General features: G+C 58.4%; 25 protein-coding genes. 17 read left to right on the forward strand and 8 right to left on the reverse strand.

Going from position 1 to position 26,373, the window contains the following annotated elements:
- Positions 1-174: 174 nt before the first annotated feature.
- Both ACDZ94_RS13235 and ACDZ94_RS13240 read right to left on the reverse strand, forming a co-directional pair.
- Positions 175-1,095 (reverse strand): MurR/RpiR family transcriptional regulator, encoded by a 921-nt coding sequence (locus tag ACDZ94_RS13235; RefSeq protein ID WP_432750261.1) that lies wholly within the window; start codon positions 1,093-1,095, stop codon positions 175-177.
- A 92-nt stretch (positions 1,096-1,187) separates the two neighbouring features.
- Entirely contained in the window at positions 1,188-1,382 is a 195-nt protein-coding gene (locus tag ACDZ94_RS13240; protein WP_221294521.1) for a hypothetical protein, read from the reverse strand.
- Between ACDZ94_RS13240 and ACDZ94_RS13245 the strand changes: the two genes are divergently transcribed.
- The 14 genes from ACDZ94_RS13245 to ACDZ94_RS13310 all read left to right on the forward strand — a co-directional run bounded on the left by ACDZ94_RS13245 (position 1,381) and on the right by ACDZ94_RS13310 (position 17,069).
- A complete protein-coding gene (locus ACDZ94_RS13245) occupies positions 1,381-3,318 on the forward strand; it encodes a bifunctional 5-dehydro-2-deoxygluconokinase/5-dehydro-2-deoxyphosphogluconate aldolase (protein WP_432750262.1) in 1,938 nt (645 codons plus the stop codon). The two genes, ACDZ94_RS13240 and ACDZ94_RS13245, sit on opposite strands and share 2 nt — an antisense overlap.
- A 115-nt stretch (positions 3,319-3,433) precedes the next feature.
- Positions 3,434-4,324, forward strand: coding sequence for a myo-inosose-2 dehydratase (iolE, locus tag ACDZ94_RS13250; protein WP_407017638.1), 891 nt, complete (start codon positions 3,434-3,436; stop codon positions 4,322-4,324).
- On the forward strand, positions 4,324-5,112 hold the full coding sequence (iolB, locus tag ACDZ94_RS13255; RefSeq protein ID WP_064452040.1) for a 5-deoxy-glucuronate isomerase: 789 nt from the start codon (positions 4,324-4,326) through the stop codon (positions 5,110-5,112). The genes iolE and iolB overlap by 1 nt, the downstream gene beginning before the upstream one ends.
- Positions 5,113-5,137: 25 nt before the next feature.
- Positions 5,138-5,959 carry a TIM barrel protein gene (locus ACDZ94_RS13260; protein WP_432750263.1) on the forward strand — a complete coding sequence of 274 codons (822 nt, stop codon included), beginning with the start codon at positions 5,138-5,140 and terminating at the stop codon, positions 5,957-5,959.
- A 57-nt stretch (positions 5,960-6,016) separates the two neighbouring features.
- Complete coding sequence (gene iolD / locus ACDZ94_RS13265; RefSeq protein ID WP_432750264.1) at positions 6,017-7,948, forward strand: 3D-(3,5/4)-trihydroxycyclohexane-1,2-dione acylhydrolase (decyclizing); 1,932 nt, start codon at positions 6,017-6,019, stop codon at positions 7,946-7,948.
- Between the two features lie 18 nt (positions 7,949-7,966).
- A complete protein-coding gene (locus tag ACDZ94_RS13270) occupies positions 7,967-8,977 on the forward strand; it encodes a Gfo/Idh/MocA family protein (protein WP_432750265.1) in 1,011 nt (336 codons plus the stop codon).
- Positions 8,978-9,133: 156 nt separating this feature from the next.
- Positions 9,134-10,162, forward strand: a complete 1,029-nt coding sequence (locus ACDZ94_RS13275; RefSeq protein WP_432750266.1) for a Gfo/Idh/MocA family protein — start codon at positions 9,134-9,136, stop codon at positions 10,160-10,162.
- A 128-nt stretch (positions 10,163-10,290) separates the two neighbouring features.
- Positions 10,291-10,476, forward strand: coding sequence for a hypothetical protein (locus ACDZ94_RS13280; protein WP_082895868.1), 186 nt, complete (start codon positions 10,291-10,293; stop codon positions 10,474-10,476).
- A gap of 48 nt (positions 10,477-10,524) precedes the next feature.
- Positions 10,525-11,460, forward strand: a complete 936-nt coding sequence (locus ACDZ94_RS13285; RefSeq protein WP_432750267.1) for a sugar ABC transporter substrate-binding protein — start codon at positions 10,525-10,527, stop codon at positions 11,458-11,460.
- Positions 11,461-11,523: 63 nt separating this feature from the next.
- On the forward strand, positions 11,524-13,077 hold the full coding sequence (locus ACDZ94_RS13290; RefSeq protein ID WP_064452046.1) for a sugar ABC transporter ATP-binding protein: 1,554 nt from the start codon (positions 11,524-11,526) through the stop codon (positions 13,075-13,077).
- Between the two features lie 31 nt (positions 13,078-13,108).
- Positions 13,109-14,131: an ABC transporter permease gene (locus ACDZ94_RS13295; protein ID WP_064452047.1), complete on the forward strand. Its 1,023-nt coding sequence runs from the start codon at positions 13,109-13,111 to the stop codon at positions 14,129-14,131.
- A 424-nt stretch (positions 14,132-14,555) separates the two neighbouring features.
- Positions 14,556-14,960 (forward strand): TraR/DksA family transcriptional regulator, encoded by a 405-nt coding sequence (locus ACDZ94_RS13300; RefSeq protein ID WP_058411639.1) that lies wholly within the window; start codon positions 14,556-14,558, stop codon positions 14,958-14,960.
- Positions 14,961-15,518: 558 nt separating this feature from the next.
- Positions 15,519-16,751, forward strand: a complete 1,233-nt coding sequence (locus tag ACDZ94_RS13305) for a methyl-accepting chemotaxis protein (protein ID WP_420492095.1) — start codon at positions 15,519-15,521, stop codon at positions 16,749-16,751.
- Positions 16,752-16,865: 114 nt separating this feature from the next.
- Positions 16,866-17,069, forward strand: a complete 204-nt coding sequence (locus ACDZ94_RS13310; protein ID WP_053256457.1) for a hypothetical protein — start codon at positions 16,866-16,868, stop codon at positions 17,067-17,069.
- 6 nt (positions 17,070-17,075) lie between these two features.
- On the opposite strand, the gene ACDZ94_RS13315 is transcribed toward ACDZ94_RS13310, so the two are convergent.
- Both ACDZ94_RS13315 and ACDZ94_RS13320 read right to left on the reverse strand, forming a co-directional pair.
- Complete coding sequence (locus ACDZ94_RS13315; RefSeq protein WP_053256456.1) at positions 17,076-17,312, reverse strand: DUF2789 domain-containing protein; 237 nt, start codon at positions 17,310-17,312, stop codon at positions 17,076-17,078.
- A gap of 60 nt (positions 17,313-17,372) precedes the next feature.
- Positions 17,373-17,603 carry a hypothetical protein gene (locus ACDZ94_RS13320; RefSeq protein ID WP_064452049.1) on the reverse strand — a complete coding sequence of 77 codons (231 nt, stop codon included), beginning with the start codon at positions 17,601-17,603 and terminating at the stop codon, positions 17,373-17,375.
- Between the two features lie 812 nt (positions 17,604-18,415).
- On the opposite strand from ACDZ94_RS13320, the gene ACDZ94_RS13325 reads away from it, so the two are divergent.
- Positions 18,416-18,865, forward strand: coding sequence for a hypothetical protein (locus tag ACDZ94_RS13325; protein ID WP_174244875.1), 450 nt, complete (start codon positions 18,416-18,418; stop codon positions 18,863-18,865).
- A gap of 132 nt (positions 18,866-18,997) precedes the next feature.
- On the forward strand, positions 18,998-20,014 hold the full coding sequence (locus tag ACDZ94_RS13330; protein ID WP_259762638.1) for an ABC transporter substrate-binding protein: 1,017 nt from the start codon (positions 18,998-19,000) through the stop codon (positions 20,012-20,014).
- Between the two features lie 149 nt (positions 20,015-20,163).
- Here the strand turns inward: ACDZ94_RS13330 and ACDZ94_RS13335 are convergent, their stop codons facing one another.
- Both ACDZ94_RS13335 and ACDZ94_RS13340 read right to left on the reverse strand, forming a co-directional pair.
- Positions 20,164-22,290, reverse strand: a complete 2,127-nt coding sequence (locus tag ACDZ94_RS13335) for a TonB-dependent receptor (RefSeq protein WP_432750268.1) — start codon at positions 22,288-22,290, stop codon at positions 20,164-20,166.
- Positions 22,291-22,385: 95 nt separating this feature from the next.
- Positions 22,386-22,775: a DUF2946 domain-containing protein gene (locus ACDZ94_RS13340; RefSeq protein ID WP_064452053.1), complete on the reverse strand. Its 390-nt coding sequence runs from the start codon at positions 22,773-22,775 to the stop codon at positions 22,386-22,388.
- A gap of 92 nt (positions 22,776-22,867) precedes the next feature.
- On the opposite strand from ACDZ94_RS13340, the gene ACDZ94_RS13345 reads away from it, so the two are divergent.
- Positions 22,868-23,305 (forward strand): DUF3995 domain-containing protein, encoded by a 438-nt coding sequence (locus ACDZ94_RS13345; protein ID WP_064452054.1) that lies wholly within the window; start codon positions 22,868-22,870, stop codon positions 23,303-23,305.
- A 667-nt stretch (positions 23,306-23,972) separates the two neighbouring features.
- Here ACDZ94_RS13345 and ACDZ94_RS13350 read toward each other — a convergent pair.
- Entirely contained in the window at positions 23,973-24,398 is a 426-nt protein-coding gene (locus ACDZ94_RS13350; RefSeq protein WP_064452055.1) for a hypothetical protein, read from the reverse strand.
- The coding region (locus tag ACDZ94_RS13355; protein WP_432750269.1) for an RHS repeat-associated core domain-containing protein at positions 24,355-26,373 on the reverse strand (2,019 nt) is incomplete at its 5' end. The genes ACDZ94_RS13350 and ACDZ94_RS13355, both read right to left, overlap by 44 nt.

Consider the following 26,373-nt stretch of genomic DNA (forward strand, 5'->3'; position numbering starts at 1 on the left):
TTTCCAAAGTGACCCGCCGTAAGGGCGGAACCCATATCAGCCGTTACCCAAACAACGGATATGTACTCAACGCTCCCCGACAACCACAGCACTCAACCCGTAAAAAAGATGTGTAGACACCTATGGCCATCGCGGGCAAGCCCGCTCCCACAGGGGATATCCAATGCCACAGGATCAGTCGTCGAAGCCGACCTGCTCGTGAATCTCATCCACCTTCAATTCCAACCGGTACGCCACGGCAATAAACAACGCCTGGCACAGGCACAAGGTGGCGCTCAACGAGCGGAAGGCAAACGATGACCCTTCATTCACCAACAGCACCGCGTTCGCCCGTTTGGCCAGGGGCGATAGGTTGCTGTCGGTGATGATCAGGGTCTTGGCCTGGTGATGTTGGGCAATGCGCAGGCAGTGCTGGGTCTCTTTGCCGTAGGGCGTAAAGCTGATGGCAATCACCAGGTCATTGGCGCGCACGCTGCGCATCTGTTCGCGGTAGCTGCCGCCCAGGCCTGAAATCAGGTGAATGCGCTTGTTGGTGTGTTGCAGGTTGTAGACCAGGTAATCGGCCACCGCAAAGGAGCGGCGCACACCGACCACGTAGATATTGTCGGCATTGACCACCAGGTCCACGGCCTTCTCAAACGCCACATCGTCCAGTTCCAGCCCCAGGCGCTCGATGCCGGACAGGGTGGCGTTCACACATTCACGCGCCAGGTCGCCGCCGCTGGCCTTCTGCGATTTGTTCGCGATCATGCTGCGAATGCGCTGCTGGTAGTTCTGCACCGGCGTGGTCTTGTGGGTGTAGGCCTCGCGAAACAGCGCCTGCATCTCACTGAACCCACTGAACCCGAAACGCTGGGAAAACCGCACGATGGCCGACGGGTGCACTTCACATTCGCGGGCGATGTCGCTGATGCGGTCAACCATGATCCGGTCGCTTTGCTGGCTCATGTAGCTGGCGATGCGTTTGAGCTGGCGCGGCAGGCTTTCATATTCGTCGGTGATCAGATGCAACAGGCGCTCGGCATTGATCGGGGGGCTGGCGAGAGGGTCTTGCGAAGGAGTCTCGGGCGTGGCCGGCTGATCGGTGCGGGACATGGGCAATCCTTTTGGCTTGTTCTTCTGATGCGCTGATGGGTGTGCGCAAGTCTACAGGGTAGGCGCAAAAAAATACCCCGGCATCACGGCGCCTATGGGCGGCTGAAACGGTGCAGGAGGGCTGGCATGCCATTATGCTGGCTTATTGGAAAAAATATTCCACTAAAAATAATTATGGAATAAATATTGATTGAGGCCGCTGAACGTTCTAGTCTGCTTGCACCAAGAGCGTGTGCCGTCACCACGGCGGCACCACGCAGGCTGATAAAAATAACAGGAGCCAGCATGGGCCAGACTCGTTTTGCCAGTGGGCGTCAATTGGATCTGATTTGCCTCGGGCGCCTGGGCGTCGACCTCTACGCACAGCAAGTGGGTGCGCGGCTTGAGGACGTGTCCAGCTTCGCCAAATACCTCGGCGGGTCGTCCGCCAATATCGCGTTCGGCACCGCGAGGCTGGGGCTCAAGTCGGCGATGCTGAGCCGGGTAGGGGACGACCACATGGGTCGCTTCCTGGTGGAATCCCTGGCCCGTGAAGGCTGTGATGTCAGCGGCATCAAGGTCGACGCGGAGCGCCTTACCGCCCTGGTCCTGCTGGGCCTCAAGGACCGCGAAACCTTCCCCTTGGTGTTCTACCGCGAGAACTGCGCCGACATGGCGCTGCGCGCTGAGGACATCAGCGAAGCCTTTATTGCCTCCAGCAAAGCCTTGCTGATCACCGGCACACATTTCTCCACCGATGGCGTGTACAAGGCCAGCATTCAGGCCCTGGACTACGCCGCCAAACACAACGTCAAGCGCGTGCTGGATATTGACTACCGCCCCGTGCTGTGGGGCCTGGCGGGCAAGGCGGATGGTGAAACCCGGTTTGTCGCCGACCAGAATGTCAGCCAGCATGTGCAGAAAATCCTGCCGCGTTTCGACTTGATCGTCGGCACGGAAGAAGAGTTTTTGATCGCGGGCGGCAGTGAAGACTTGCTCACCGCGTTGCGTACCGTACGTGAACTGACCCCGGCGACCCTGGTGGTCAAGCTCGGCCCGCAAGGTTGCACGGTGATCCACGGCGCGGTTCCAGCGCGGCTGGAGGATGGCGCGATTTACCCGGGCGTGCGGGTTGAAGTGCTGAATGTGCTGGGCGCCGGCGATGCGTTTATGTCGGGCTTCCTCAGCGGCTGGATAAACGATGCCAGCGATGAGCGCTGCAGCCAGTTGGCCAACGCCTGCGGTGGTCTCGTCGTGTCCCGCCACGCTTGCGCGCCGGCCATGCCAACGCCTGCCGAACTGGATTACCTGTTCAATAGCCCGGTGCCCATCACCCGCCCTGATCAGGACGTCACCCTGCAGCGCCTGCACCGGGTCACCGTGCCTCGCAAAGCCTGGAAGCAGCTGTTTGTGTTTGCGTTCGACCATCGCTGGCAATTGGTGGACCTGGCGCAAAAAGGCGGCCAGGACCTGAAGCGTATCAGCGACATCAAGCAGCTGTTTATCCAGGCCATTGAACGCGTGGAACATAAGCTACGCGAGCAAGGCGTCGAGGCTGATGTGGGCCTGCTGGCCGACCAACGCTTCGGGCAGGATGCGCTCAATGCCGCCAGCGGTCGCGGCTGGTGGATCGCCCGCCCGGTGGAAGTGCAGAACTCGCGGCCCCTGGCGTTTGAGCACGGTCGCTCGGTAGGCAGCAATCTGATCGCCTGGCCGCAGGAGCAAATCATCAAGTGCCTGGTGCAATTCCACCCTGACGACGAGCCGATGCTGCGCCTGGAACAGGAAGCGCAACTCAAGGCCGTGTACGAGGCCTCCCTGGTCAGCGGCCATGAGCTGTTGCTGGAAGTCATCCCGCCCAAAGACCACCCGTCGACCTATCCCGACGTGCTCTATCGCAGCCTCAAGCGCTTGTACAACCTGGGCATCTACCCGGCATGGTGGAAGATCGAGGCGCAATCGGCCGCAGACTGGAAAAAGCTCGATGAGCTGATCCAGGAACGCGACCCGTACTGCCGCGGCGTGGTGCTGCTGGGCCTTAACGCATCGGCTGAATGCCTCGCCGATGGCTTCCAGCAAGCCAGCCAAAGCACCACCTGCCGTGGGTTTGCGGTGGGCCGCACGATCTTCCAGGAACCGAGCCGCGCGTGGATGGCGGGGGAGATTAATGATGAGACGCTGATTGAGCAGGTGCAGCAAACCTTCGAACAGCTCATCAACGCCTGGCGCAGTTCGCGAGGCTGAACACAGTCTTTAACCTGAAATGCATTCAAATGTGGGAGCTGGCTTGTCGATTCGACAAGCCAGCTCCCACACACACCAGATATCAGTGAAGCTGAAAAATAATAAAGGTGCAGCCATGCCCGCAATCCGAATTGGCATCAACCCGATCTCCTGGAGCAACGACGACCTGCCGGCGCTGGGCGGCGAAACGCCCCTGAGCACCGCCCTGAGCGAAGGCAAGGAAATCGGCTACGAGGGTTTTGAGCTCAACGGCAAATTCCCCAAGGACGCAAAAGGGGTGGGCGATGTGTTGCGCCCCTATGACCTGGCGCTGGTCTCTGGCTGGTACTCCAGCCGCCTGGCGCGGCGTTCGGTGGCAGAGGAAATCGAGGCCATCGCCGGTCACGTCGAGCTGCTGAAACAGAACGGTGCCACGGTGTTGGTCTACGGCGAAGTGGCTGATTCTATCCAGGGTTCGAAAGTCCGCCTGATCGAACGCCCGCGTTTGCACAGCGAACAGGCCTGGCAGGACTATGCCGACAAACTCACCGAATTGGCGCGCTTTACCCTGTCCCAGGGCGTGCGCCTGGCTTACCACCACCATATGGGCGCCTACGTCGAGTCGCCGGAGGACATCGACCAACTGATGCGCCGAACCGGCCCGGAAGTCGGCCTGCTGTTCGATTCGGGCCACTGTTACATGGGCGGTGGCGAACCCATCGAGGTACTGCGCAAACACATCGACCGCGTCTGCCACGTGCACTTCAAGGACGTACGCAAGCCGGTGGTGCAACTGGCGCGCAATCAGATGTGGAGCTTTCCGGACTGCATCGTCAATGGCACCTTCACCGTGCCCGGCGATGGCGATATCGACTTTGCCGAGTTGCTCGATGTATTGCTGGCCGCCCAATATGAGGGCTGGCTGGTAGTTGAAGCCGAGCAGGACCCAGCCGTGGCGCCCAGCTATATCTATGCGAAAAAGGGCTATGACACGTTGCGCGCGCTTCTCAACGAGAGGACTGAGTGATGAGCTTGTTGGTTAAAAGCAGCAAACGCGGGCAAACCATGGTCGCGCTGGAAGAGGGGCGCCTGGAGTACGTGGGCTTTGCCGCCTACCGCCTGAGCCTCGGTGAAAGCCTGCCGGTCAGCGCTGGCGATAAAGAGGTGTGCCTGGTACTGCTCAGTGGCCGGGTGAATATCGAGGGCGAGGGGTTCAACTGGCAGAACCTCGGTGATCGTCAGTCGGTGTTCGAAGACAAATCACCCTTCGCCGCCTACCTGCCGCCGGGCACCGAAGCGCAGATTACCGCCTTGAGCGATGTGCAAATCGCTGTCTGCGCCGCGCCCGGTGCAGAGGGGTTTGAACCGCGTCTGATCCGTCCTGAACAGTGCAAACGCAGCGTGCGCGGCAAAGGCGCCAATACCCGTTATGTGTGTGACATCCTGCCTGACAGCGAGCCGGCCCATTCGCTGCTGGTGGTGGAAGTGCGCACGCCCTCCGGGCATTCGTCGAGCTACCCGCCACACAAACACGACACCGACGACCTGCCGCACCAGAGTTTTCTCGAAGAAACCTACTACCACCAGATTAATCCGCCCCAAGGCTTCGTGTTCCAGCGGGTGTACACCGACGACCGCAGTATCGACCAGGCCATGGCCGTGGAAAACAGCGACTTGGTAGTCGTGCCCAAGGGTTATCACCCGGTCAGCGTGCCGTATGGCTACGAGTCGTACTACCTGAACGTGATGGCCGGCCCCAAGCGCGCCTGGCATTTCCATAACGACCCACAGCACAGCTGGCTGCTGGACCTTTAATCGGTTTGGACGGAGAACAATAACAATGCAGTCGTCTCTGCGTTTTGCCCTAAACCGTATGGTCGCGCCCAACCTTTCCCTGCCGGACTTCATCCAGTTGGCTGCGGCCCTCAAATGCGATGCCATCGAGATTCGCAACGACCTCAAGGGGCACGAAATCGAATTCGGCACGCCGGCCAGCCGCGTGCGCGAGTTGTGCGCAGGGCAGGGCATTACGGTGCTGTCGATCAACGCGCTGTACCCGTTTGATGTATGGAACGATGAACGTCGCGCCCAGGCGATCGCCCTCGCCACCTATGCCCGCGAATGCGGCGCGCAAGGCCTGGTGATGTGCCCGCTGAATGAGCGCGGCGATGCACGCAGCGAAGCCCAGCGTGCCGCCGGTTTGCGCACGGCGTTGAGCGAGCTGGCGCCGATCCTGCGTGAATACGCGATTCTGGGTTTTATCGAGCCCCTGGGGTTTGAGGAGTGTGCCCTGCGCCGCAAGCGCGTGGCGGTGGACGCGATCCAGTCGATTGGCGGGTTGGATGTGTTCCGCCTGGTGCACGACACCTTTCATCATCACCTGGCCAGCGAGCATGAGTTCTTCCCGGAACTGACCGGGCTGGTGCATATCTCCGGCGTGGAAGATGCAGACGCACCACTGAATTCGATTCGCGACGGCCACCGCGTGCTGGTCGGCGAGGGCGATATCCTCGGCAATGCTGCGCAGATCGACACCTTGCTCAGCACCGGGTATGGCGGCTATCTGTCGTTCGAGCCGTTTGCTGAAAGCGTGCATGGGCTGGTGGATATTCAGCAGGCCATTGGGGCAAGCATCGCCCACCTGCAAAACGCCCCGCCCTGACGCTCCCTCATAACATCACTGTTGATCGACAGATTTGCATTCATACAAGGTGCGAACATGACCACAACACGATTGACCATGGCCCAGGCCCTGGTGAAGTTTCTGGATAACCAATACGTCGAAGTCGATGGCGTGCAGAGCAAGTTTGTCGCCGGTGTGTTCACCATTTTTGGTCACGGCAACGTGCTGGGCCTGGGCCAGGCCCTGGAGCAGGACAGCGGCGACCTGGTGGTGCACCAGGGCCGCAACGAGCAGGGCATGGCCCACGCCGCCATCGGTTTTGCCAAGCAGCACCTGCGCCGCAAGATCTACGCGTGCACCGCATCCGTGGGCCCGGGCGCGGCCAATATGCTGACCGCTGCGGCGACCGCCACGGCCAACCGTATCCCGTTGCTACTGCTGCCGGGCGATGTGTTTGCCAGCCGCCAACCTGACCCGGTGCTGCAGCAAATCGAGCAATTCCACGACCTGAGTATCAGCACCAACGATGCGTTCCGTTCGGTGAGCAAATACTGGGACCGCATCAACCGTCCCGAACAGTTGATGACCGCCGCGATCCACGCCATGCGCGTGCTCACCGACCCCGCCGAAACCGGCGCTGTGACCCTGGCGCTGCCTCAGGATGTGCAGGCCGAAGCCTGGGACTATCCCGACTATTTCCTGCAAAAACGTGTGCACCGTATCGAGCGTCGTCCAGCCACCCACGCGATGATCGCTGACGCTGTGGCCGCCTTTCGGGGCAAACGCAAGCCGCTGATCATCTGCGGCGGTGGTGTGAAGTACGCAGGGGCAAATGCCGCGTTGCAAGCCTTTGCCGAGCGCTTTGATATTCCTTTCGCCGAAACCCAGGCGGGCAAGAGTGCGGTGGTGTCCAACCACCCGCTGAACCTCGGCGGCATCGGTGAAACCGGCTGCCTGGCGGCTAACCTGCTGGCGCCCGAGGCCGATCTGATTATCGGCATCGGCACGCGTTATACCGATTTCACAACCTCATCCAAATCGCTGTTCAAGCATCCCGAGGTGAAGTTTCTCAACCTCAATATCAGCCCCTGCGATGCCTTGAAGCTCGACGGCGTACAAGTGCTGGCGGACGCGAAGGTTGGCCTTGAGGCACTGGCTGACGCCTTGGTCGACTACCGCGCCGGTTGGGGCGAGCAGGTCTGCGACGCCAAGGCGCAGCTGGAGGCGGAAGTGGACCGTGTGCATCACGTGGAATACAGCGGTGATGATTTTGTTCCGCAGGTTGATGACCACCTGGATCGCGCGGTGCTGCGCGAATTCATCGAACTGACCGGCTCGTGCCTGACTCAGAGCCGTGTACTCGGTGTGCTCAATGACACCCTGGCCGATGACGCCATCATCGTCGCCGCCGCCGGTAGCCTGCCCGGCGACTTGCAGCGCAGCTGGCGCAGCAAAGGCGTCAACACCTACCACGTCGAATATGGCTATTCATGCATGGGCTACGAGATCAACGCGGCCCTCGGCGTGAAGCTGGCTGAACCGACAAAGGAGGTGTACGCGCTGGTCGGCGATGGCTCTTACATGATGCTGCACTCGGAGCTTGCCACCTCGATCCAGGAGCGGCGCAAGATCAACGTGGTGCTGCTGGACAACATGGCGTTCGGTTGCATCAACAACCTGCAGATCGGCAACGGCATGGACAGCTTCGGCACGGAATTTCGCTTCCGCAACCCCGAGAGCGGCAAGCTCGACGGCGGCCTGGTGCCGGTGGATTTCGCCATGAGCGCGGCGGCTTATGGCTGCAAGACCTATAAGGTCAGCACCGTGGAACAGCTCGAATCGGCGCTGGCCGATGCGCGCACACAAACGGTATCGACGTTGATTGATATCAAGGTACTGCCCAAGACCATGATCCACGGCTACTTGTCGTGGTGGCGTGTGGGTGTTGCCCAGGTGTCCACCAGCGAACGCACGAATGCGGCGGCGAAAAAACTCAATGAACAGCTGGCCAAGGCCCGGCAGTACTAATAACAAGAGGAGTTTGGTATGTCTTTGAAGCTAGGTGTAATCGGTACGGGCGCCATCGGCCGGGACCACATTCGTCGTTGCAGCCAGACCTTGCTTAACAGCCAGGTAGTTGCGGTGACCGACATCAACCTTGAGCAAGCTGCCAAGGTTGTGGCTGATTTGAAGCTGGACGCCGAGGTATACGCCGACGGCCATGCGCTGATCAATTCGCCGCAAGTCGAGGCGATTCTGGTGACCTCCTGGGGCCCGAGCCACGAAGAATTCGTGCTCGCCGCCATCGCCGCCGGCAAACCCGTGTTCTGCGAAAAACCCCTGGCCGTGACGGCCGAAGGCTGCCGCAAGATCGTTGACGCTGAAGTCGCCTACGGCAAGCGCCTGGTTCAAGTGGGCTTCATGCGCCCGTATGACGAAGGCTATCGCGCCCTCAAGGCCGTGATCGACAGCGGCCAGATCGGCGAGCCGTTGATGCTGCATTGCGCGCACCGCAACCCAACGGTGGGTGAGAACTACAAGACCGACATGGCCATCACCGACACGTTGATCCACGAGTTGGATGTGTTGCGCTGGTTGCTCAACGACGACTACGTGTCGGTGCAGGTGGTGTTCCCGCGCAAGACCAGCAAGGCCCTGGCCCACCTGCGCGACCCGCAGATTGTGCTGCTGGAAACCGCCAAGGGCACTCGCATCGACGTGGAAGTGTTTGTGAACTGCCAATACGGCTACGACATCCAGTGCGAAGTGGTGGGGGAGACCGGTATCGCCAAGCTGCCGGAACCGTCCCAGGTGCAGTTGCGCAGTGGCGCGAAGCTGTCGAATGCGATTCTGATGGATTGGAAAGACCGCTTTATCGGCGCCTACGACGTCGAGTTACAGGCCTTCATCGACAGCGTGCGCGCCGGGCAGGTCGGCGGGCCGTCGGCGTGGGATGGGTTTGCGGCGGCAGTGGCGGCGGATGCGTGTATCGAAGCGCAGAGCAGCGAGCAGATCATCAAGGTCAGCTTGCCAACGCGCCCACCTTTCTACGGCTAAGCCCCACTCCACTGAACGCACTTGGTCGGTGTGGGAGCTGGCTTGCCTGCGATGACGGCGGCACATTCAACATTGATGCCGCCTGATACACCGCTTTCGCAGGCAAGCCAGCTCCCACATTTAGATCGGGTTTCCACTTCATGAAGGAGCGCATATATGCGAATCGGACTTGTCGGCTACGGCCACGGCGGCCGTTATTTTCACGCACCGTTGATTGCAACCCTGCCCGGCGCAACCTTTGTGGGCGTAGTGACACGTTCCCCCGAGCGTCGCCTACAGCTGGCGAGCGACCATCCAGGCCTCAAGGCCTTCGACTCCATTGGCCAGATCGTCGAGGCGGGTGTTGATGCTTTAGTGATTTCCACCACCCTCAAAGGACGCCCCGCCCTGGTGCTGGAAGCCATCGAACACGGGGTCGCGGTGGTCAGCGACAAGCCCTTCGCCGCCAATGCCGAACAGGCTCAGGCACTGATCACGGCCGCCGAACGCCAGGGTGTATTGCTCAGCGTCTACCAGAACCGGCGTTGGGATTCGGATTTCCTGACCCTGCGTAAACTGATTGACGCCGGCGCTCTGGGGGCAGTCACGCGCTTTGAGTCGCGCGTCGAACGTTACAGCCCGGACGCGGTGGGCAACGTCAGCGGCGGCGGTTGGTTGCGCGACCTGGGCAGCCATCTGGTGGACCAGGCGCTGCAATTGTTCGGCCCGGTGGACCGGGTGTTCGCCCAACTGCAATTCAGCCCGCAACATCCGACCCTCGATCACGGCTTTTTCGTTTCCCTGACTCACGCCAATGGGGTGATTTCCCACCTGTGGGGCAGTGCGCTGCAAAACAGCCAGGCCCCGCGTTTTCGCGTCAGTGGCACCTTGGGGTGTTACACCGTGGAGGGGCTGGACGGTCAGGAAGCCGCACTGATGGCGGGCAAGTCGCCGAAAACCGAGGGCGAGCACTGGGGCGCGGAAGAGCATCGGCGTTGGGGGTGGTTTGAACAGGGCGAGGAGCGTGAGCGGGTGCCTTCGGAGAAAGGCTGCTGGACGCAGTTCTATCGCCAGTTGCAAAGTGCTGTGCAAGGGCTTGGGCCGCTGCCGGTGGATGCCAATGACGCATTGGAAACCACCCGTATATTGGACGCTGCACGCCTTAGCAACGAGCACCAGCAGGTGGTTTCAACAAAAATAGAATAAAATTCTAAAACAGGTTGATATGGAAATTATTTTCTAATAAAGTCTTTTCCAGGTTGCATAAAGTACGTCTCGGACTCGATTCGGGCGACTCGACAAAAACAAGATCAAAAACAACCAGGTACCGTCAGATGAAAATCTTCAACGCTGTACTGCGAGTTTTACGCCCCGCCCTTGCGCCCCGCGGTCTGCCCCGCGCGCGGCCGTTTTATTTCTCCTTCCTTAATGTGCTGTGCGTCGAAAACAAAGGCGCGCTGGTGTGCTGCATTCCCGGCGCACCGGTGGTTCAACTGCCGTCTTCGCCAGCCACGCTCTGATAAACGCAACGTCCAAAAAACCAACAAGAAATTGGAGACAGACCGTTCATGAAGACCCCGATCCGTTTTACCGCGCTGGCCTTGTCCATGCTGCTTGCCAGCGGTTTTGCCGCGGCCGCCGATATCAAGGTGGGCGTGACCATGTCCGCTTTCGATGACACGTTCCTGACCTACCTGCGCGAAGACATGGACAAGCAAGCCAAGTCCTATCCCAAGGGTGACGGCGTACAGCTGCAGTTCGAAGACGCCCGGGCCGACGTGGTCAAGCAACTGAGCCAGGTCGAGAACTTTATCAGCCAGAAAGTCGACGCGATTATCGTCAACCCGGTCGATACCGCCTCGACCAAGAACATCATCAGTGCCGCTACCAAGGCGGGCATCCCGCTGGTCTTCGTCAACCGTCGTCCTGACCAAAAAGACTTGCCCAAGGATGTCGTCGCGGTGACGTCCGATGACGTCGAGGCCGGTCGTCTGCAAATGCAGTACATCGCCGACAAGCTCGGCGGCAAGGGCAAGATCGTCATCCTGCTGGGTGACCTGGCGAACAACTCCACCACCAACCGTACCAAAGGTGTGAAGGAAATCCTGGCCAAATACCCCGGCATTACCATCGAGCAAGAACAGACCGGCATCTGGCTGCGTGACAAGGGCATGACCCTGGTCAACGACTGGCTGACCCAAGGTCGCGAGTTCAATGCGGTTCTGGCCAACAACGATGAGATGGCCATTGGCGCGTCCATGGCGCTGAAGTCGGCGGGTACCAAGCCAGGCACCGTGTTAATTGCGGGGGTTGATGGCACGCCGGACGGTTTGAACGCAATTACCAAGGGCGACATGGCGGCGTCGGCCTTCCAGGACGCCAAGGGCCAGGCGGTCGGTTCGGTGGAGGCGGCGCGCAAGATGGCGAAGAAGGAGCCGGTCGAGCAGAACGTGATCATCCCGTTCAAGCTGATCACACCGGACAACGTCAAAGACTTCAAGTAGCCCTTCATAACAACAATAAGCAAGCAGGGCGGCCACGGTCGCTCTGCTGATGGAGTACCCGATATGCTTGCTCAAGCCACCGTCTCGCAGCCTCCCGGCATCCAGCCCGTGCTGCAGGAAGAACCCTACCTGCTGGAAATCCTCAACATCAGCAAAGGCTTTCCCGGTGTCGTGGCCCTGGCCGATGTGCAATTGCGGGTACGCCCTGGTTCCGTGCTGGCGCTGATGGGCGAAAACGGTGCGGGTAAATCGACGCTGATGAAAATCATCGCCGGTATCTACCAGCCCGATGCGGGGGAAATTCGCCTGCGTGGCAAGCCGATTGTGTTTGAAACGCCGCTGGCGGCGCAGAAGGCCGGGATCGCGATGATCCACCAGGAACTCAACCTGATGCCGCACATGAGCATCGCCGAAAATATCTGGATCGGTCGCGAGCAGCTCAACAGCCTGCACATGGTCAACCACCGTGAAATGCACCGCTGCACTGCCGAATTGCTGGCACGCCTGCGCATCAACCTTGACCCCGAAGAACATGTCGGCAACCTCAGCATCGCCGAGCGGCAAATGGTCGAGATTGCCAAGGCGGTGTCCTACGACTCCGACATCCTGATCATGGATGAACCGACCTCAGCCATTACCGAGAAGGAAGTGGCTCACCTGTTTTCGATCATTGCCGACCTCAAGTCCCAAGGCAAAGGTATCGTCTATATCACGCATAAAATGAACGAAGTGTTCGCCATTGCCGACGAAGTGGCGGTGTTTCGCGACGGCCACTACATCGGTCTGCAGCGCGCCGACAGCATGAACAGCGACAGCCTGATTTCGATGATGGTCGGCCGTGAACTGAGCCAGTTGTTCCCGGTGCGCGAGACGCCCATTGGCGAACTGCTGTTGTCGGTGCGTGACCTGCGCCTGGACGGTGTGTTCAAGGACGTGTCATTCGATCTGCACGCCGGTGAAATCCTCGGCATCGCCGGGTTGATGGGCTCGGGCCGCACCAACGTGGCGGAAACGATCTTCGGCATCACCCCAAGCTCCGGCGGGCAGATCACTCTCGACGGCAAGCCGGTGCGCATCAGCGACCCGCACATGGCCATCGAGAAGGGTTTTGCGCTGTTGACCGAAGACCGCAAGCTCAGCGGCCTGTTCCCGTGCCTGTCGGTCCTGGAAAACATGGAGATGGCCGTGCTGCCGCTTTACTCGGGCAACGGGTTTATCCAGCAGAAGGCCCTGCGCGCCTTGTGCGAAGACATGTGCAAGAAGCTGCGGGTGAAAACCCCATCCCTAGAACAGTGCATCGACACGTTGTCCGGCGGCAACCAGCAAAAAGCCCTGCTGGCGCGTTGGCTGATGACCAACCCACGCCTGTTGATTCTCGATGAGCCCACCCGTGGCATCGATGTCGGCGCCAAGGCCGAGATCTATCGCTTGATTTCCTTCCTCGCCAGCGAAGGCATGGCGGTGATCATGATTTCCTCCGAACTGCCGGAAGTGCTGGGCATGAGCGACCGGGTGATGGTGATGCACGAAGGCGAACTGATGGGCACCCTGGATCGCGCAGATGCAACCCAGGAAAAAGTCATGCAGTTGGCTTCCGGTATGACCGTAGTCCACTGACGAACAGCACAGAATAAGAAGGTGATTGGCTATGAACGCAATAACAGACAACAAGCCTGCCACGGCACCGGTCAAGCGCCGTCGGCGTTTACCCACCGAGCTGAGCATCTTCCTGGTGCTGATCGGCATCGGCCTGGTATTTGAACTGTTCGGCTGGATCGTGCGTGACCAGAGCTTCCTGATGAACTCCCAGCGCCTGGTGCTGATGATCCTGCAAGTGTCGATCATCGGCCTGCTGGCGATCGGTGTGACCCAAGTGATCATCACCACCGGTATCGACCTGTCCTCCGGCTCTGTGTTGGCGTTATCGGCGATGATCGCCGCCAGTCTGGCGCAGACCTCGGACTTTTCCCGCGCGGTGTTCCCCAGCCTGACTGACTTGCCGGTGTGGATTCCCGTGGCGATGGGCCTGGGGGTCGGGCTGCTGGCGGGAGCGATTAACGGCAGTATCATCGCCGTTACCGGTATCCCGCCGTTTATTGCCACCTTGGGCATGATGGTCTCGGCGCGTGGCCTGGCGCGTTACTACACCGAAGGCCAGCCGGTGAGCATGCTGTCGGACTCCTACACGGCGATTGGTCATGGTGCGATGCCGGTGATCATCTTTCTGGTGGTGGCGGTGATCTTCCATATCGCGCTGCGCTACACCAAGTACGGCAAGTACACCTACGCCATCGGCGGCAACATGCAGGCGGCGCGCACGTCGGGGATCAACGTCAAGCGCCATCTGATCATCGTCTACAGCATTGCCGGGTTGCTGGCGGGTCTGGCCGGTGTTGTCGCTTCGGCGCGTGCCGCTACCGGCCAGGCCGGTATGGGCATGTCCTATGAACTGGACGCGATTGCTGCGGCGGTGATCGGCGGCACCAGCCTGGCGGGCGGGGTAGGGCGAATCACCGGCACCGTGATCGGCGCGTTGATCCTCGGGGTGATGGCCAGCGGGTTTACCTTTGTCGGGGTGGATGCGTATATCCAGGACATCATCAAGGGCCTGATCATCGTGGTGGCGGTGGTAATCGACCAATATCGCAACAAGCGCAAACTCAAGCGCTAACGCAGATTTGCAGCTGGCGCAGAACCAAAGTGTGGGAGCGGGCTTGCTCGCGAAAGCGGTGTATCAGTGCCCAATGCGCTGCCTGACACTCAGCATTCGCGAGCAAGCCCGCTTCCACATTTGGATCTGCGCCAATGAGTTCTAACCGTTTGTCTTCTATATAGCTCCACAAGACTGAATTTCTTGCTATAAACGCACTCCGATGACCATTCGCCAAGCCCGTCCTGGTGCCTTTGGGGGTTAATTGGGAAAAAATGCCTGTCTTTTCAGTTGCTGAGCCCTCAAGTCGGCCTTAGACTGCCGCCCCTCGTAAATTGAGTGCCGGGTGGCGCTTGAAATGGATGGCGCCTTTCCGAGACCGGCACAGGCCTTCCGGGAAGCTCCCTTATTCGCCTTAATGCACGTATTTTTTATAGAGAAATCAATGACAAAGGAAAAGTTGCTGGCCATGCCGGCGGATGACTACATGAATGCCGAACAGCACGCTTTTTTCGAGCAGTTGCTGCAAGACATGAAGGTGGAACACCACGCGCGCATTGAACAGAACCGCATCGCCATCGAAAGCCTGGATACCCCGGCTGACCCGGCTGACGCCGCTTCTGTGGAAGAAGAGCGCACTTGGCTGGTGAATGCCATCGACCGCGACCAGCGTATGCTGCCGCAGCTTGAGCGCGCTCTGGAGCGCATCAAGGAAGATTCTTTTGGCTGGTGCGATGACAGCGGCGAGCCTATCGGCCTCAAGCGCCTGCTGATCAGCCCAACCACCAAATACTGCATCGAAGCGCAAGAACGTCACGAGCAGATCGACAAGCACCAGCGTCAAGCCTGATACGCTGAAGGCTGCTGTGCTGAAATTGGACGCCGTGCATGCGGTGTCCAGAAATACCGTTTACACCCCTGTCTGTTGATTTGCTGCAAGTCACTCCACTAAAGGCCCATGGATAATGGCCCAATACTGGCGTTTAATGCGTAAACAATAACGACAAGCAGTGGGGTAACGACGATGGCTGGAGACGGATCTCTGATGGGCGCAGCGGTGCCACCGCACACGGTGGCGCGCGTGTTGCCCGGCTGGCCGACACAGCTTGTGCAGAGCGCCGCCCTGGTGCTGGTATTGCTGGGTCTGGCGTTTGCCGGCTTGCCGTTGTACGTCTGCGTGCCACTGGCCTTGTTGGTGATCTGGCTGCCCGCCCTCAAAACCCGTGCGCCCCGCGTGCAGCCATCCCCGGCCGTCGACACGGTGGGCGAACTGACCCGTGATCTTTCCTATACCACCAGCCATAACGCGCTTTCCGCTGCCGGCGTGGCCTATTCGGTCAAGCAACTGGCGGCTCGGGTGCAGTCGCAACTGAGCGCAGCCAAGCAGATTGTCAGCAGTGCCGAAGTGATGATCGGCACCGAACAGGTCACCTCCCAGCTCAGCCGCCAAGCCCTGGGCGCGGCCAGCCAGGCCCATCAGTGCAGCACGCAAGGGCGTGAAGTGCTGGCGCAGTCGATCATCCGCATGCGCCAGCTCAGCCAACGCGCCAATGCCAGCCGTGAACTGATCGAAGCCTTGAGCCAGCGCAGTGAGGAAATCCAGCGCGTGACCCTGGTGATCCAATCCATCGCCAGTCAGACCAACTTGCTTGCATTGAACGCCGCCATTGAAGCGGCGCGTGCGGGTGAGCACGGTCGCGGCTTTGCCGTGGTCGCCGATGAAGTGCGTGGTCTCGCCGGGCGCACAGCCACGGCCACCGACGAGGTTGGGGTGATGGTCGCTGATATCCAACAACGTACCGCTCAAGTGGTTGAGCAGATTCGTCAACTGTCGGCGGACCTGCACATCGGCGTCGAGCAAGTGGAACATGCGGGCGAGCAACTGGAAAACATCGCCAGCCTGGCGGCGGATGTGGAAGGGCAAGTCCATGAGATTGCGCAGGGCACCGACACTAACCGCGCGCAACTCGACAGTCTGTTCCACGCCGTGGAGCAAATGCGCAGCGACTTGACGGTGAGCGACGAGCAAACTCGGCAACTGGCCGACGTCGCCGTACAAATGGAGGGGCAAGCGGAAACCATCAGCGAACGCCTGGCTGAGGTCGGCCTGGATGACTATCACCAGCGCATCTACGACCTGGCCCGTGAAGGCGCCAGCCGTATTGCCGAACAGTTTGAGGCCGATGTCTTGCAAAACCGTATCAGCCTGGAGGACTTGTTTGACCGCAGCTACACGCCCATTCCGAATACCCGCCCGAGCAAATACCACACGCGTTTTGATGGCTACACCGACCAAGTCTTACCGGCGATCCAGGAGGCGTTGCTGCCGCGCCATGAAGGGTTGGTATTCGCTATCGCCTGCACACCTCAGGGCTATGTGCCGACGCACAACAAGGCGTTCTCCCACGCCCTCACCGGTGACGCGCAGGTCGATGCACTGCAGAACCGTACCAAGCGCAAATTTGAAGACCGCACCGGCATTCGTTGCGGCAGCCATCAACAAGCGGTGTTGTTGCAGACCTACACCCGCGACACCGGCGAGTTGATGCACGATTTGTCGGTGCCGATTATGGTCAGGGGCAGGCATTGGGGGGGCTTACGCCTGGGCTATAAACCGGAAGGGGCTAAAGCCGCGCGTTAGGATTGTTGCTGTTTATGCAATGGAGCTATTCCGGGGATAGCTTTTTCCAACTGGAATAAAACCGTAGCATGGCCAACATTGTTAGGCAGCTAACTAATGTTGCGGAGATTCTCCATGCAAAATAAGGTTGATGTGGCCGTGATGATCGGCAGTGGCGTACCACAAGCCCTGCGTGCGCTGGGTCAGAAAGCTTGCTGGGTGGTGTTGCTCAATGGTGAGCAACGCGGCACTGCGTTCGCCAGCCGCGATGAAGCCGAGGAGTGCAGGGCTGCCTGGGAGGCGCTGATGCGCCTGGAACAGTCAGACAGCCTGCATTGACGGAGGTTAGTGCGGTTGATGCAGACGCTGGTTCAGTTCATCCACCGGGATGGCCCATTCGGCGTCTTCGCGCAATTCTTCCTTGAGAAACGCCGCTTGTTGCGGCGTCCAGAAAGGTGCATCGATCAGCTTAACGTCTTCATCCAGCGTGTGTGCGCCGATGAATGCGTCGATGGCTTCGGGGCTTGAATCCAGGCCGAGTTGTTCAAACAGAGTTTCAAGTGTCGGGATTGGCGCGTCCATGGTCGTTCTCCATGCAAGGTGATGATCGTTGTGCATGTGAGGCTCAGGGCGTGTCAGAGTTCAGGAATTAAGTGCCCCCGAATCCACGGCGGTTTTCAGGGCCTTGGCGGCATCCTTTGCTGCAACTGCGGCGGCGTCGACAGTTTTGAACCAACGATCTTTTTCTACCTGATGCGTGGTGATCGTGGTCAGCGGTGGTTTGGCCCGCATGATGATCACCGCTTGAAACTCACCGTCTACTTCCCTTGCATCGCCATGGATGAAAAATTCGCCAATATCAAATTCCGTCACGTATAGCCTTCCCTTCAAGGTAACTGCACTGATGAAACCTGACCCGCAGGGGGCAAACTTCAATGGACGGAGCAGTATGGCAGTTGTTGAGGGGCGACGGCGCAGTAAAGTCATCCAGACGACGAAACGAACCCGCCGTAAGCGGCGTGCAAGCTGGCTTCGAGCTGTTTGGCCAACTCGCAGGCCTGGGCGTGCGTACTGCGAAAACCTCTGATTCTGCCGCTGGTCACTTCCAGGATATGTAAGAAATTGCGGCCGGCCGGTACAACTGGGTAAAGAACGGAATTGGAGTACCCGTTGGGGTAATCTAAGCAGTAGTATTGGCGCTCGTCTTGACATGATGAACGAGCGCCGGAAGGCGTAACGTCGTGTTGGCGCGGGTGCATGGCCAGCGCCTGTCGATCAATCGTGTTGACTCACCAGCAGCGTTTCGGCTGGTTTTGACCCGTGTTGCTGTTTTAGTATTGTCGTCGGCAGCCCATGCTTGGTTCCACGCCAGGTAATTTGTTATGTGTAGGTTGTCGGAAACTGCGTTTTTAACTGGGTTATTCTCTGAAGCTGGTCGGCGCGTATTCTCGGGCCGTTGAACCTGTGATTTTCTGTGGCGCCAGATGACCTTGCATGAGGTCCATCGCGCACGCCTGTACTAGTCTCATGACGTAGAAGCGGGTTCTCTTCAGTTTTTTTCGAATGTGTAATCGTGGCTACGCGCTATTTTTTGTGGCTACGGGTCGTTTTTTTGTGCTGCCCGCTCCGGCGGTCGGCGTTATTTTTGATGTGGGGGCGTTTCCTTGGCAGTCAGTAATCTGGATATGCACGCGTTATTCGTGCTGGGTGATTTGCGCGCAAAGTTGGTCAAGCAGTTTCAATCCCGTTTCGTTTACATCACAGAGCAGACGCCGGAAGGTATCTACATCGCCGAGATCGATACCGAAACGGCGATGGTCGTGGATGACAAGCCACGCCTGGAACTCAAGGTGGGTGACCACTTTCGCGCGGCCGTGTTGCCGAGTCGTGAAGGTGGCAAGTTCGAACTGAAGTTCCGCGACATCAAGTTGACGGTGTATGGCCTGGGCGATTACGCCTTCGTTTCTTCGGCCGAAGGCCAGGGCATCGTATTCAAGGAAGGCCACAGCGTGATGCTGGTGTTTGCCGCCAATGAACAGCTGCAGGAAGGCCTGACCAAAACCCTCAAGGCGGTGACCGGTAAGGCGGCCAAGTGGCGCAAGGGCGAACTGGTGACCTTCAAGGCCAGCGAGTAGTCGCCAAACACTGTGTGTATTTTTGCTCTCCCGGAACCTCTACTACAGTTGAGTTGACTTAACTATTCAGAGGCTTCGCGCATCCGCAGCAAAGCCTTCCGCTAGGGTTGTGAAAACGCGAGGTGCAAAGGCATGAAAGGATTGAGATCGCTGTTGGCGGCGTCCCTGACGACCCTGGGGTTGTCGGTGGCCTCACTGCCGATATCGGCCGCCCAGGCACCGGTGCATTTCGCCGACCTGAACTGGGAAAGCGGCAGCCTCATCACCGAGGTGCTGCGGTTTATCGTCGAGAAGGGCTATGACCTGCCCACCGACACCTTGCCCGGTACCACGATCACCCTGGAAACCGCCTTGGCGAAAAACGACATCCAGGTGATCGGCGAAGAATGGGCCGGCCGTAGCCCGGTCTGGATCAAGGCGGAAGCCGAAGGCAAAGTGGTCGGTCTGGGCGATACGGTCAAGGGAGCCACCGAGGGGTGGTGGGTGCCGGAATATGTGGTTAAGGGCGACGCTGCCAAAGGCCTTAAGCCGTTGGCGCCGGACCTCAAAACTGTGCAGGACCTGGCGCGTTACAAGGACGTGTTCAAGGACCCCGAGTCGCCTGGCAAAGGGCGCTTTCTGAACAGCCCGATCGGCTGGACGTCGGAAGTGGTGAACGCGCAGAAGCTCAAGGCTTACGGCCTGAGCGACAGCTACGTGAACTTTCGCAGCGGCTCCGGTGCGGCACTGGATGCTGAAATTGCGTCGTCGATCCGTCGAGGCAAACCGGTATTGTTCTACTACTGGTCACCAACGCCCTTGATGGGGCGTTACAAATTGATCCAGTTGCAAGAGCCACCGTTTGACGCCGATGCCTGGAAGACGCTCACCGACGCGGATAATCCGAATCCGAGGCCGACTCGGTCGTTGGCGTCCAAGTTGAGCATTGGTGTGTCGACGCCGTTCCAAAAGGACCACCCGCAGATTGCTGAGTTTTTTACCAAGGTTCAGTTTCCTATCGAGCCGCTTAATAAATCGCTGGCATCGATGAGCGAGAAACACACGCCGCCACGGGATGTGGCTCAGGCGTTTCTGAAAGAGCACCCTGAGGTGTGGAAGGCTTGGTTGACGGAAGATGTGGCGCAGAAAGTGGAAGCGAGCCTGAAGTAACCGACGGTCCTTCTATTGAATGGATATCCAAATGTGGGGCCTGTGTGGGAGTCGGGCTTGCCCGCGATAGCATCGCCGCGGTGTAACGGATATACCGAGGTGACGGCATCGCAGGCAAGCCAGCTCCCACACTTGATTGCATTCCAGCGTTAGAACCTGGTTTGCACCGCGACCTCCAAGGTCCTTGGTGAACCCAGGTAGTACGCCGGCGACACATGCGCAAACTCGGCGTACACCTCATTCGTCAGATTACGCACCCGCCCGGTCACCGACGTGTGCGAGTCCACCTTGTAGCGCAGGAAAGTCCCGAACAGCGTGTAGGCCGGCACCGTCTGAGTGTTGGCATTATCCGCAAACACCTCTGCGACATACCGCGCATCCACACCGCCTTGCCAATCCTCAGAAAAGTCATAGGTCAGCCAAACGTTGCCCACACGCTTGGGCACGTTGGTGGGTGTGTTGCCTTTGCGCGAGACCACCGCGCCGCTGGCGATTTTCTCGTTGAAATCATCGTACTCGGCATCCACCCAGGCAAAGTTGCCTTCGGCCAGCAGCCTTGGCGTGATGCGCAATGAACTGGCCAACTCGATCCCCTTGGATGTCTGGGCACCCACCGGGATGCTGTTGTTCGGGTCCAACGGGTCGGTGACGGCAAAATCCTTGCGCTCGATCTTGTACGCAGCGAGGGTGGCCGAACCGCGACCGTCCAGGTAATCGAACTTGCTGCCTACTTCCCACTGCTTGCCAGTCGACACGTCGAATACTTGGGTGGTGGTCGATGGCTGCTCAGCCGCCGTGCTGTATTGCACATACACATTGGCCGATGGAATGAACTGGTAGGTCAGGCCCACGCGGCCGGTTACCGGCTCCCAACTGCGCCTGAAATGCCGTGGGTTGGTGGTGGTGATGGTGCGGTGATTGGTGACGTCCAGATCGATAGCGTCGTAACGCAAGCCCGTCAAGAGCGAGAGTTTATCGGTGAGGCCCAGGCGATTTTCTACGAACAGTGCCTTGGTGGTGACTTGGTTGGTCTTGTCTTTGACGAAGCCAGGCTTGGTGCCCGGAATAGCGTAGAAATGCCCAGGGTTGTAGTTGTTCGGGTCCACCGTGCTGTTACCCGGCACGTTCAGCGGGTTGTTGGTAGTGCTGTTGACTTTGTACTCAAAGCCGCCCGACCACGTTGTCGAGAGGCCGAAGAACGTGTCGTCATGGCGCAGCTCGAATTGGTTGCCGTTCTGCTCGCCCTGATGACGGACTTGATAAGCGGTCGAGCGGTTCACCGCGCTATTGTCGGCGTTGTATTGGTAGGTCTCCAGGTTGCGATAGTCGCGTTGGCTGTCGAGGTGATAAAGGGTGTTTTTCAGCGTGGTACTGTCGTTGATCCGGTAGTCGATGATCGAGCGCGCCCAGAGGGTGCGTTGTTCGTAACGGCCGTCGGCGACGTTGTAGTTGTTGAAGCGGTTGTGCTTGTCGATCTTCAACTCGCCGGCCTTGGGATTGAGCACCGGTGTGCCCCAATACGGGCTGTCTTCGTGTTCATCCTGGTATTCCAGGGCCAGGGTGTGGGACAGGTTGGGCGTGAGGTCGCTGAGCAGGGAAAACGCCACGCTCCAGGCATCACGCTGGTCGCGGTCGATGTAGCTGTGGTTGGTGTTGCGGCTGACGTCCAGGCGCGCGTAATGCTGCACCTCGGCGCCCGGTTCGGTCAGGGCGTGGTTAAGGCCAAAGGCTATGCCGGCGGTGTCGTAGCTGCCATAAGTGAGCTGGCCTTCGGCGGCCTGTTCCTCACGGGTTGCGAGCTTCGTCACGTAGTTCAGCGAGCCGCCCACGGAGCCGGCGCCGTTGATCAAGGAGGAGGGGCCACCGACCAATTCCACGCGGTCGTAAATCCACGCATCGACCGGCCGTGCCAAGCCGGTGGCGACATTGATGCCGTTGAACATTTGGGTGATCTGGCTGCTGGTAAAGCCACGATAGGACACAAACCCGCCAAACCCGGGTGGCGCACTGGCGTTGACGCCTGGCAGAGTGTTGGCCGCATCGCGAAAGGTCTTGGCGCCATGGCGCTCGATGTCATTGCGAGTGGCGATGGCCACCGACGCCGGGGTTTCCCGCACGCTTAAGCCCAGCCGGGAAGCCGTGCCGCTGGATTGATCCAGGGCCAGGCCCGGCTCAGTGGATTGTTCACCATCAATGGTGGTGGGGGCTAATTCCAGCGCCCAGGCACAGACAGGCAGGCAGCTGAACAGGCCCGCCAACAAGGGTAAATGTTTCATGGTTGAATCCTGAAAAACTTGGCTTGAAAACAACGCACAGCCGCCCGTATTCCCCAATGGGAACGGTGGCCGGTGCAGATCGGAAAGCGAAGGAATCAGGCGAAAGCGGGTGGCGCGCGAGGGTTGGCCGTGGGCCAGGTGAAGCGGGCAGGGATGTCGGCGGCGAGAACCACGGCCGGTGGTGGCGCGTGAGGTTGTGGCAACACCGCCACATTCAGGCTGGAGCTCAGTGCCGGGCCCATGCCGCCGGTCGAACAAAGCGGGCAGCCGAACGCCTTGGACAGCGTCGGCAGGTTCTCATCCGTGGAGTTAGTCTGCGCCGGCGCCTGGGTACGCGGGTCAACCGTACAGAACTGGCCACCGATGCCGTTGAGTTGCATCCCCAGCATCTGCCCATGACCAATACTGCACGCGAACACATTGAACAGGACGCAGCAGTAAAGCATCCAGGCAATGAGCGAGCGGTCGGCACGGGCGATTTTCATGGGGCGGCACTTTACCATCAGCCGCCGACGAAATGCCTACAAAAAATCTCAGGGCGACTATCCTAATTCGCACCTTTCAGGGAGAGCCAGTCATGAGCTTTGTCATCGCGCGGTGGATCGTCGGGGTTTTTACCTGCATCAGCATGGTGCACCTGTACTGGGCCGCCGGTGGCAAACTCGGCAGCGTTGCGGCCATTCCCCAGCTGCCCGGCGAATTCGCCCGCGGGCCAAGGCCGGCATTCAAGCCCTCGGCACTGGGCACGTTCCTCGTCGCGATGGGGTTGGTGGCAATTGCTTTGCTGGTTTGCCTGCGAGCTGGGCTGTATTTCTCGCCCGTGCCCCATGGAGCGCTGCAGTGGGGGATCAGCGCGATAGCCTTGGTCATGTTTGCCAGGGCGATTGGGGATTCGGAGTTGGTGGGGTTTTTCAAGAAGGTGGGTGGGTCCAGGTTTGCAAGGTTGGACACGTATTTTTATTCGCCGTTGTGTTTGGTGTTGGGGGTGGGGTTGTTGGTGGTGGCGTGGGGGTGAGTGGGGCGGTGCGATAATAATGTGGCGCTCATTTGACTCAGGTTGGTTGCTTTTTTTGGGGAGCTCGCAAGTTAAGTATTGATGAAGCAATGAACATCTTCAGGGATCATTATTTCGAATAATGTTTTGTGTGGCGCTGAAGTGACTTCGTATAATCGGTCGAGAATAAGAGTTGGGCGCTGCATGTGTTTCGCTGTCATAAAATCTACATAGAATTACTGCTGGATTTGCCCTGAGGTAATCGCGGATTTTTATGGCAGTGATGCAGTCTTCAAAGATTGTCATGCTGCTCCAGAGGTCACATATTTTCGCGCTGGTTTTTGAAATATCATAAAAACGTCTTGGGAGCCTTCCAGGGTCTGAGGGGCGATTTGACTCGGGTTACGCGATCGACTTTTGATATTGGAATAGACATTGCTGAGTTTTTTTGAAGAAAATCACTGCTTTAAGTTCGCCTGGTTAGCTATTCTACTTGGTCTTTATCTTCTCATAGTTTGATTAAAAATTTATATGTGGTGGATCGGTTTCATTTCTGTATCTTGAAGTAAATATGGGGGTTGTCGCTGATTTTCTAAGGCGTCATGAACTTTATTTCATTTGCCCTTTCGGTAGCAGGACTATATGAAAACACTGATTATAATCCTGAGCCAATGTTTATCTAAAATAATTATTCGTCTTTTGTTGAAAAGGCCACGTCAATCCTGTCGACATTTAATTTTATAAACGAATCGTTCAGATCCGGGTGGTCGTAGTGCACGCCCTCATCGCTCAGTAAAGTAAAAGTTTGAAAAGTGTCATTATGTAGCATCCCGTAAAGTATGTAAGAGAAACCATTCTCTATGCGCTCGGCAAAAATATTAATCGAATCGACTTTTTGAGCGTGATAATAATCAGCTAGGTTTAAGTTTAGCTCTACATCATAATTTTTCCCTACCTCAATTTCGTAAGGGCAGAAGCTAGCGAAGCAAGTGACTACGGTTTTATCAATGAGTAGTGTCACCTCTTCCTCTATCAGTTCATTGAGCGCTACGACCTGTGCTTTCTTAAACTTACTCGGTGTGAGGTGTGATGGTTTTGTCATAGGCGTTGCCATTTATTGTCCTCCAGAAATCTTTTCCGCTTTTAGTGTGGAGCGTTGTAATCTGTCTGTCCTGGTTGGTTCCCACAAAAGCAAACTTTGCTTGGCCTGATCTATTTAAGCCTAAGAGTAAAACATATCCTGTTCTTTGGCCGCCTTTGTAAGGATAGTTGACTGGGGTGCCGTTATCCATCACATGCCGTGCGGTGAGTAAGTACTCGTGGCTATTTTTGGAGTTGAATTCTGCTCCATGCTTCTCGTAATGGGCGATCAGTTTTTCTTCGGATCCAAACTCAGTGAGGCGTCGTGAGGTCGAAGGCGTGGAGGGCTCGTCTTTATGAGCCTTAGCTTTTTCTGATGGCTCCTCAACTTCAGCATCCGGATTGCATCCTTTTCCTCCTGGGCAGGTGCTCAATCCCAGCGGGTCTACCCATCCGGTTGGGTTGGGTACGTACTGGTAGGTGTTGATCCCTCCCGCCAACTTCACCGGGTCAGGCGTCAGGTAACGACCAATATCCGGATTGTAGTAGCGATGGCGGTTGTAGTGCAGCCCGCTTTCCGGGTCGAAGTATTGGCCTTGGAAGCGCAGCGGGTTGTCGATTTTTCCGATGTCGAGTCGGGCAATCTCACCGTAGGCGCGGTAATGCGCCGACCAGACGATTTCACCGTCAGGCGCGGTCAGCTCCTGCGGTGTTCCGAGGTGGTCGAGTTGATAGTGGTAAGGCTGGGTCTCTTTCGGGCCAAAGCCTTCCAGCATTGCCAGAGGCCTAAAACTGTCAGGCTCGTAGATGTAACTGCGATGACGATCCGCGTGATGCTCGGCAACCAGCTTGTCGCCTTGCCAAAAAAACTCTGTGGTTGTGTCGTCGACGGTTTTGCTGATCCGTCGACCAAACGGGTCATAGCGATAGCTGGCCGTCTGCCCGTTGGGTTTTGTGATCGATATCAGCCGATGCTGGCAGTCATAGTGATATTCGGTGACAAGTTGGTGACCCTTACCGCGCCTTTGACGGATCAGGTTGCCGAAGGCGTCATAGTCGTAATGATGATCGCCCTGGATCATCAACCGATTCCCCGCCACGATGTCCGGGCCGGGTCGATCCTGCATTAGCAGGTTGCCTGCCGGGTCGTGGCCGAAGCGTTCTTGCACGTCTTGAGAGTGATCGGCGCGGGTCAGACGGGCGAGGGGGTCGTAGTGGTAGTCGTGTTGGCCTTTACGGGTGTCGAACAGGCGGGTGAGGTTGCCGGATTTGTCGTAGTCATATTGGCGGCGGTACACACCTTCGATGTTGCACATGCCGTGGTTGAAAAGACGTCCTTGATCGTCGTATTGGTAGCTGTTGAGTAGTTTGCCCTGGACTCGCTGGTGTTCTCGTCCTGCTTCGAATGTATGTGTGGTCAGTACGCTGCCATTCAATTGAACCGTGTCGAGGTGGCCGCCTTTTTTGTGGCTGAAAATGAGTCGGTTGTTATCCGGCAGGCGCAGGTTTTGCAGCTGGCCGCAGGTGTCGTAACCGTAGCGCAAGGTGCCCCAGCCTTGGTGGTCGGCGGTGAGGCGGTTTTGGCTGTCGTATTCGTAGGCTAGCGCCCAGTGGCCGTCGTCGACGCTGAGGAGGTTGCCCTGGCGGTCGTAGGCGTAATCAACAACTCCACCGTCGGGCAGGTTTTTTCGTACGAGACGGCCAGCATGGTCTCGCTCATAGCGGGTGACGAGCTGACTACCGTCATCACCATATTCGGTCTTTTCCGCCAGGTTGCCGTTGAGGTCGTAAACGTAGGCGGTGCGCTGGCCGTCAAAACCGATTTCCTGCTGGATCAGGCCATTGGGGTGGTAATCGAGCTGGTAGGTTTCGCCGACTTCGTTTTCGATGGCGGTCAGCAGCAACCGCACGTTGTCGTAGCGGTAGTTGACCTGGCTGCCGTCGGCATTGATGCGGCGGCTGATCAGGTGCAGACCGTCGGCGTACTCGTAGCGGGTGACGTGGCCCCG

Origin of the sequence: Pseudomonas sp. UBT (assembly GCF_050915955.1) — a bacterium.
GTDB classification, from domain to species: Bacteria; Pseudomonadota; Gammaproteobacteria; order Pseudomonadales; family Pseudomonadaceae; genus Aquipseudomonas; species Aquipseudomonas antarctica_A.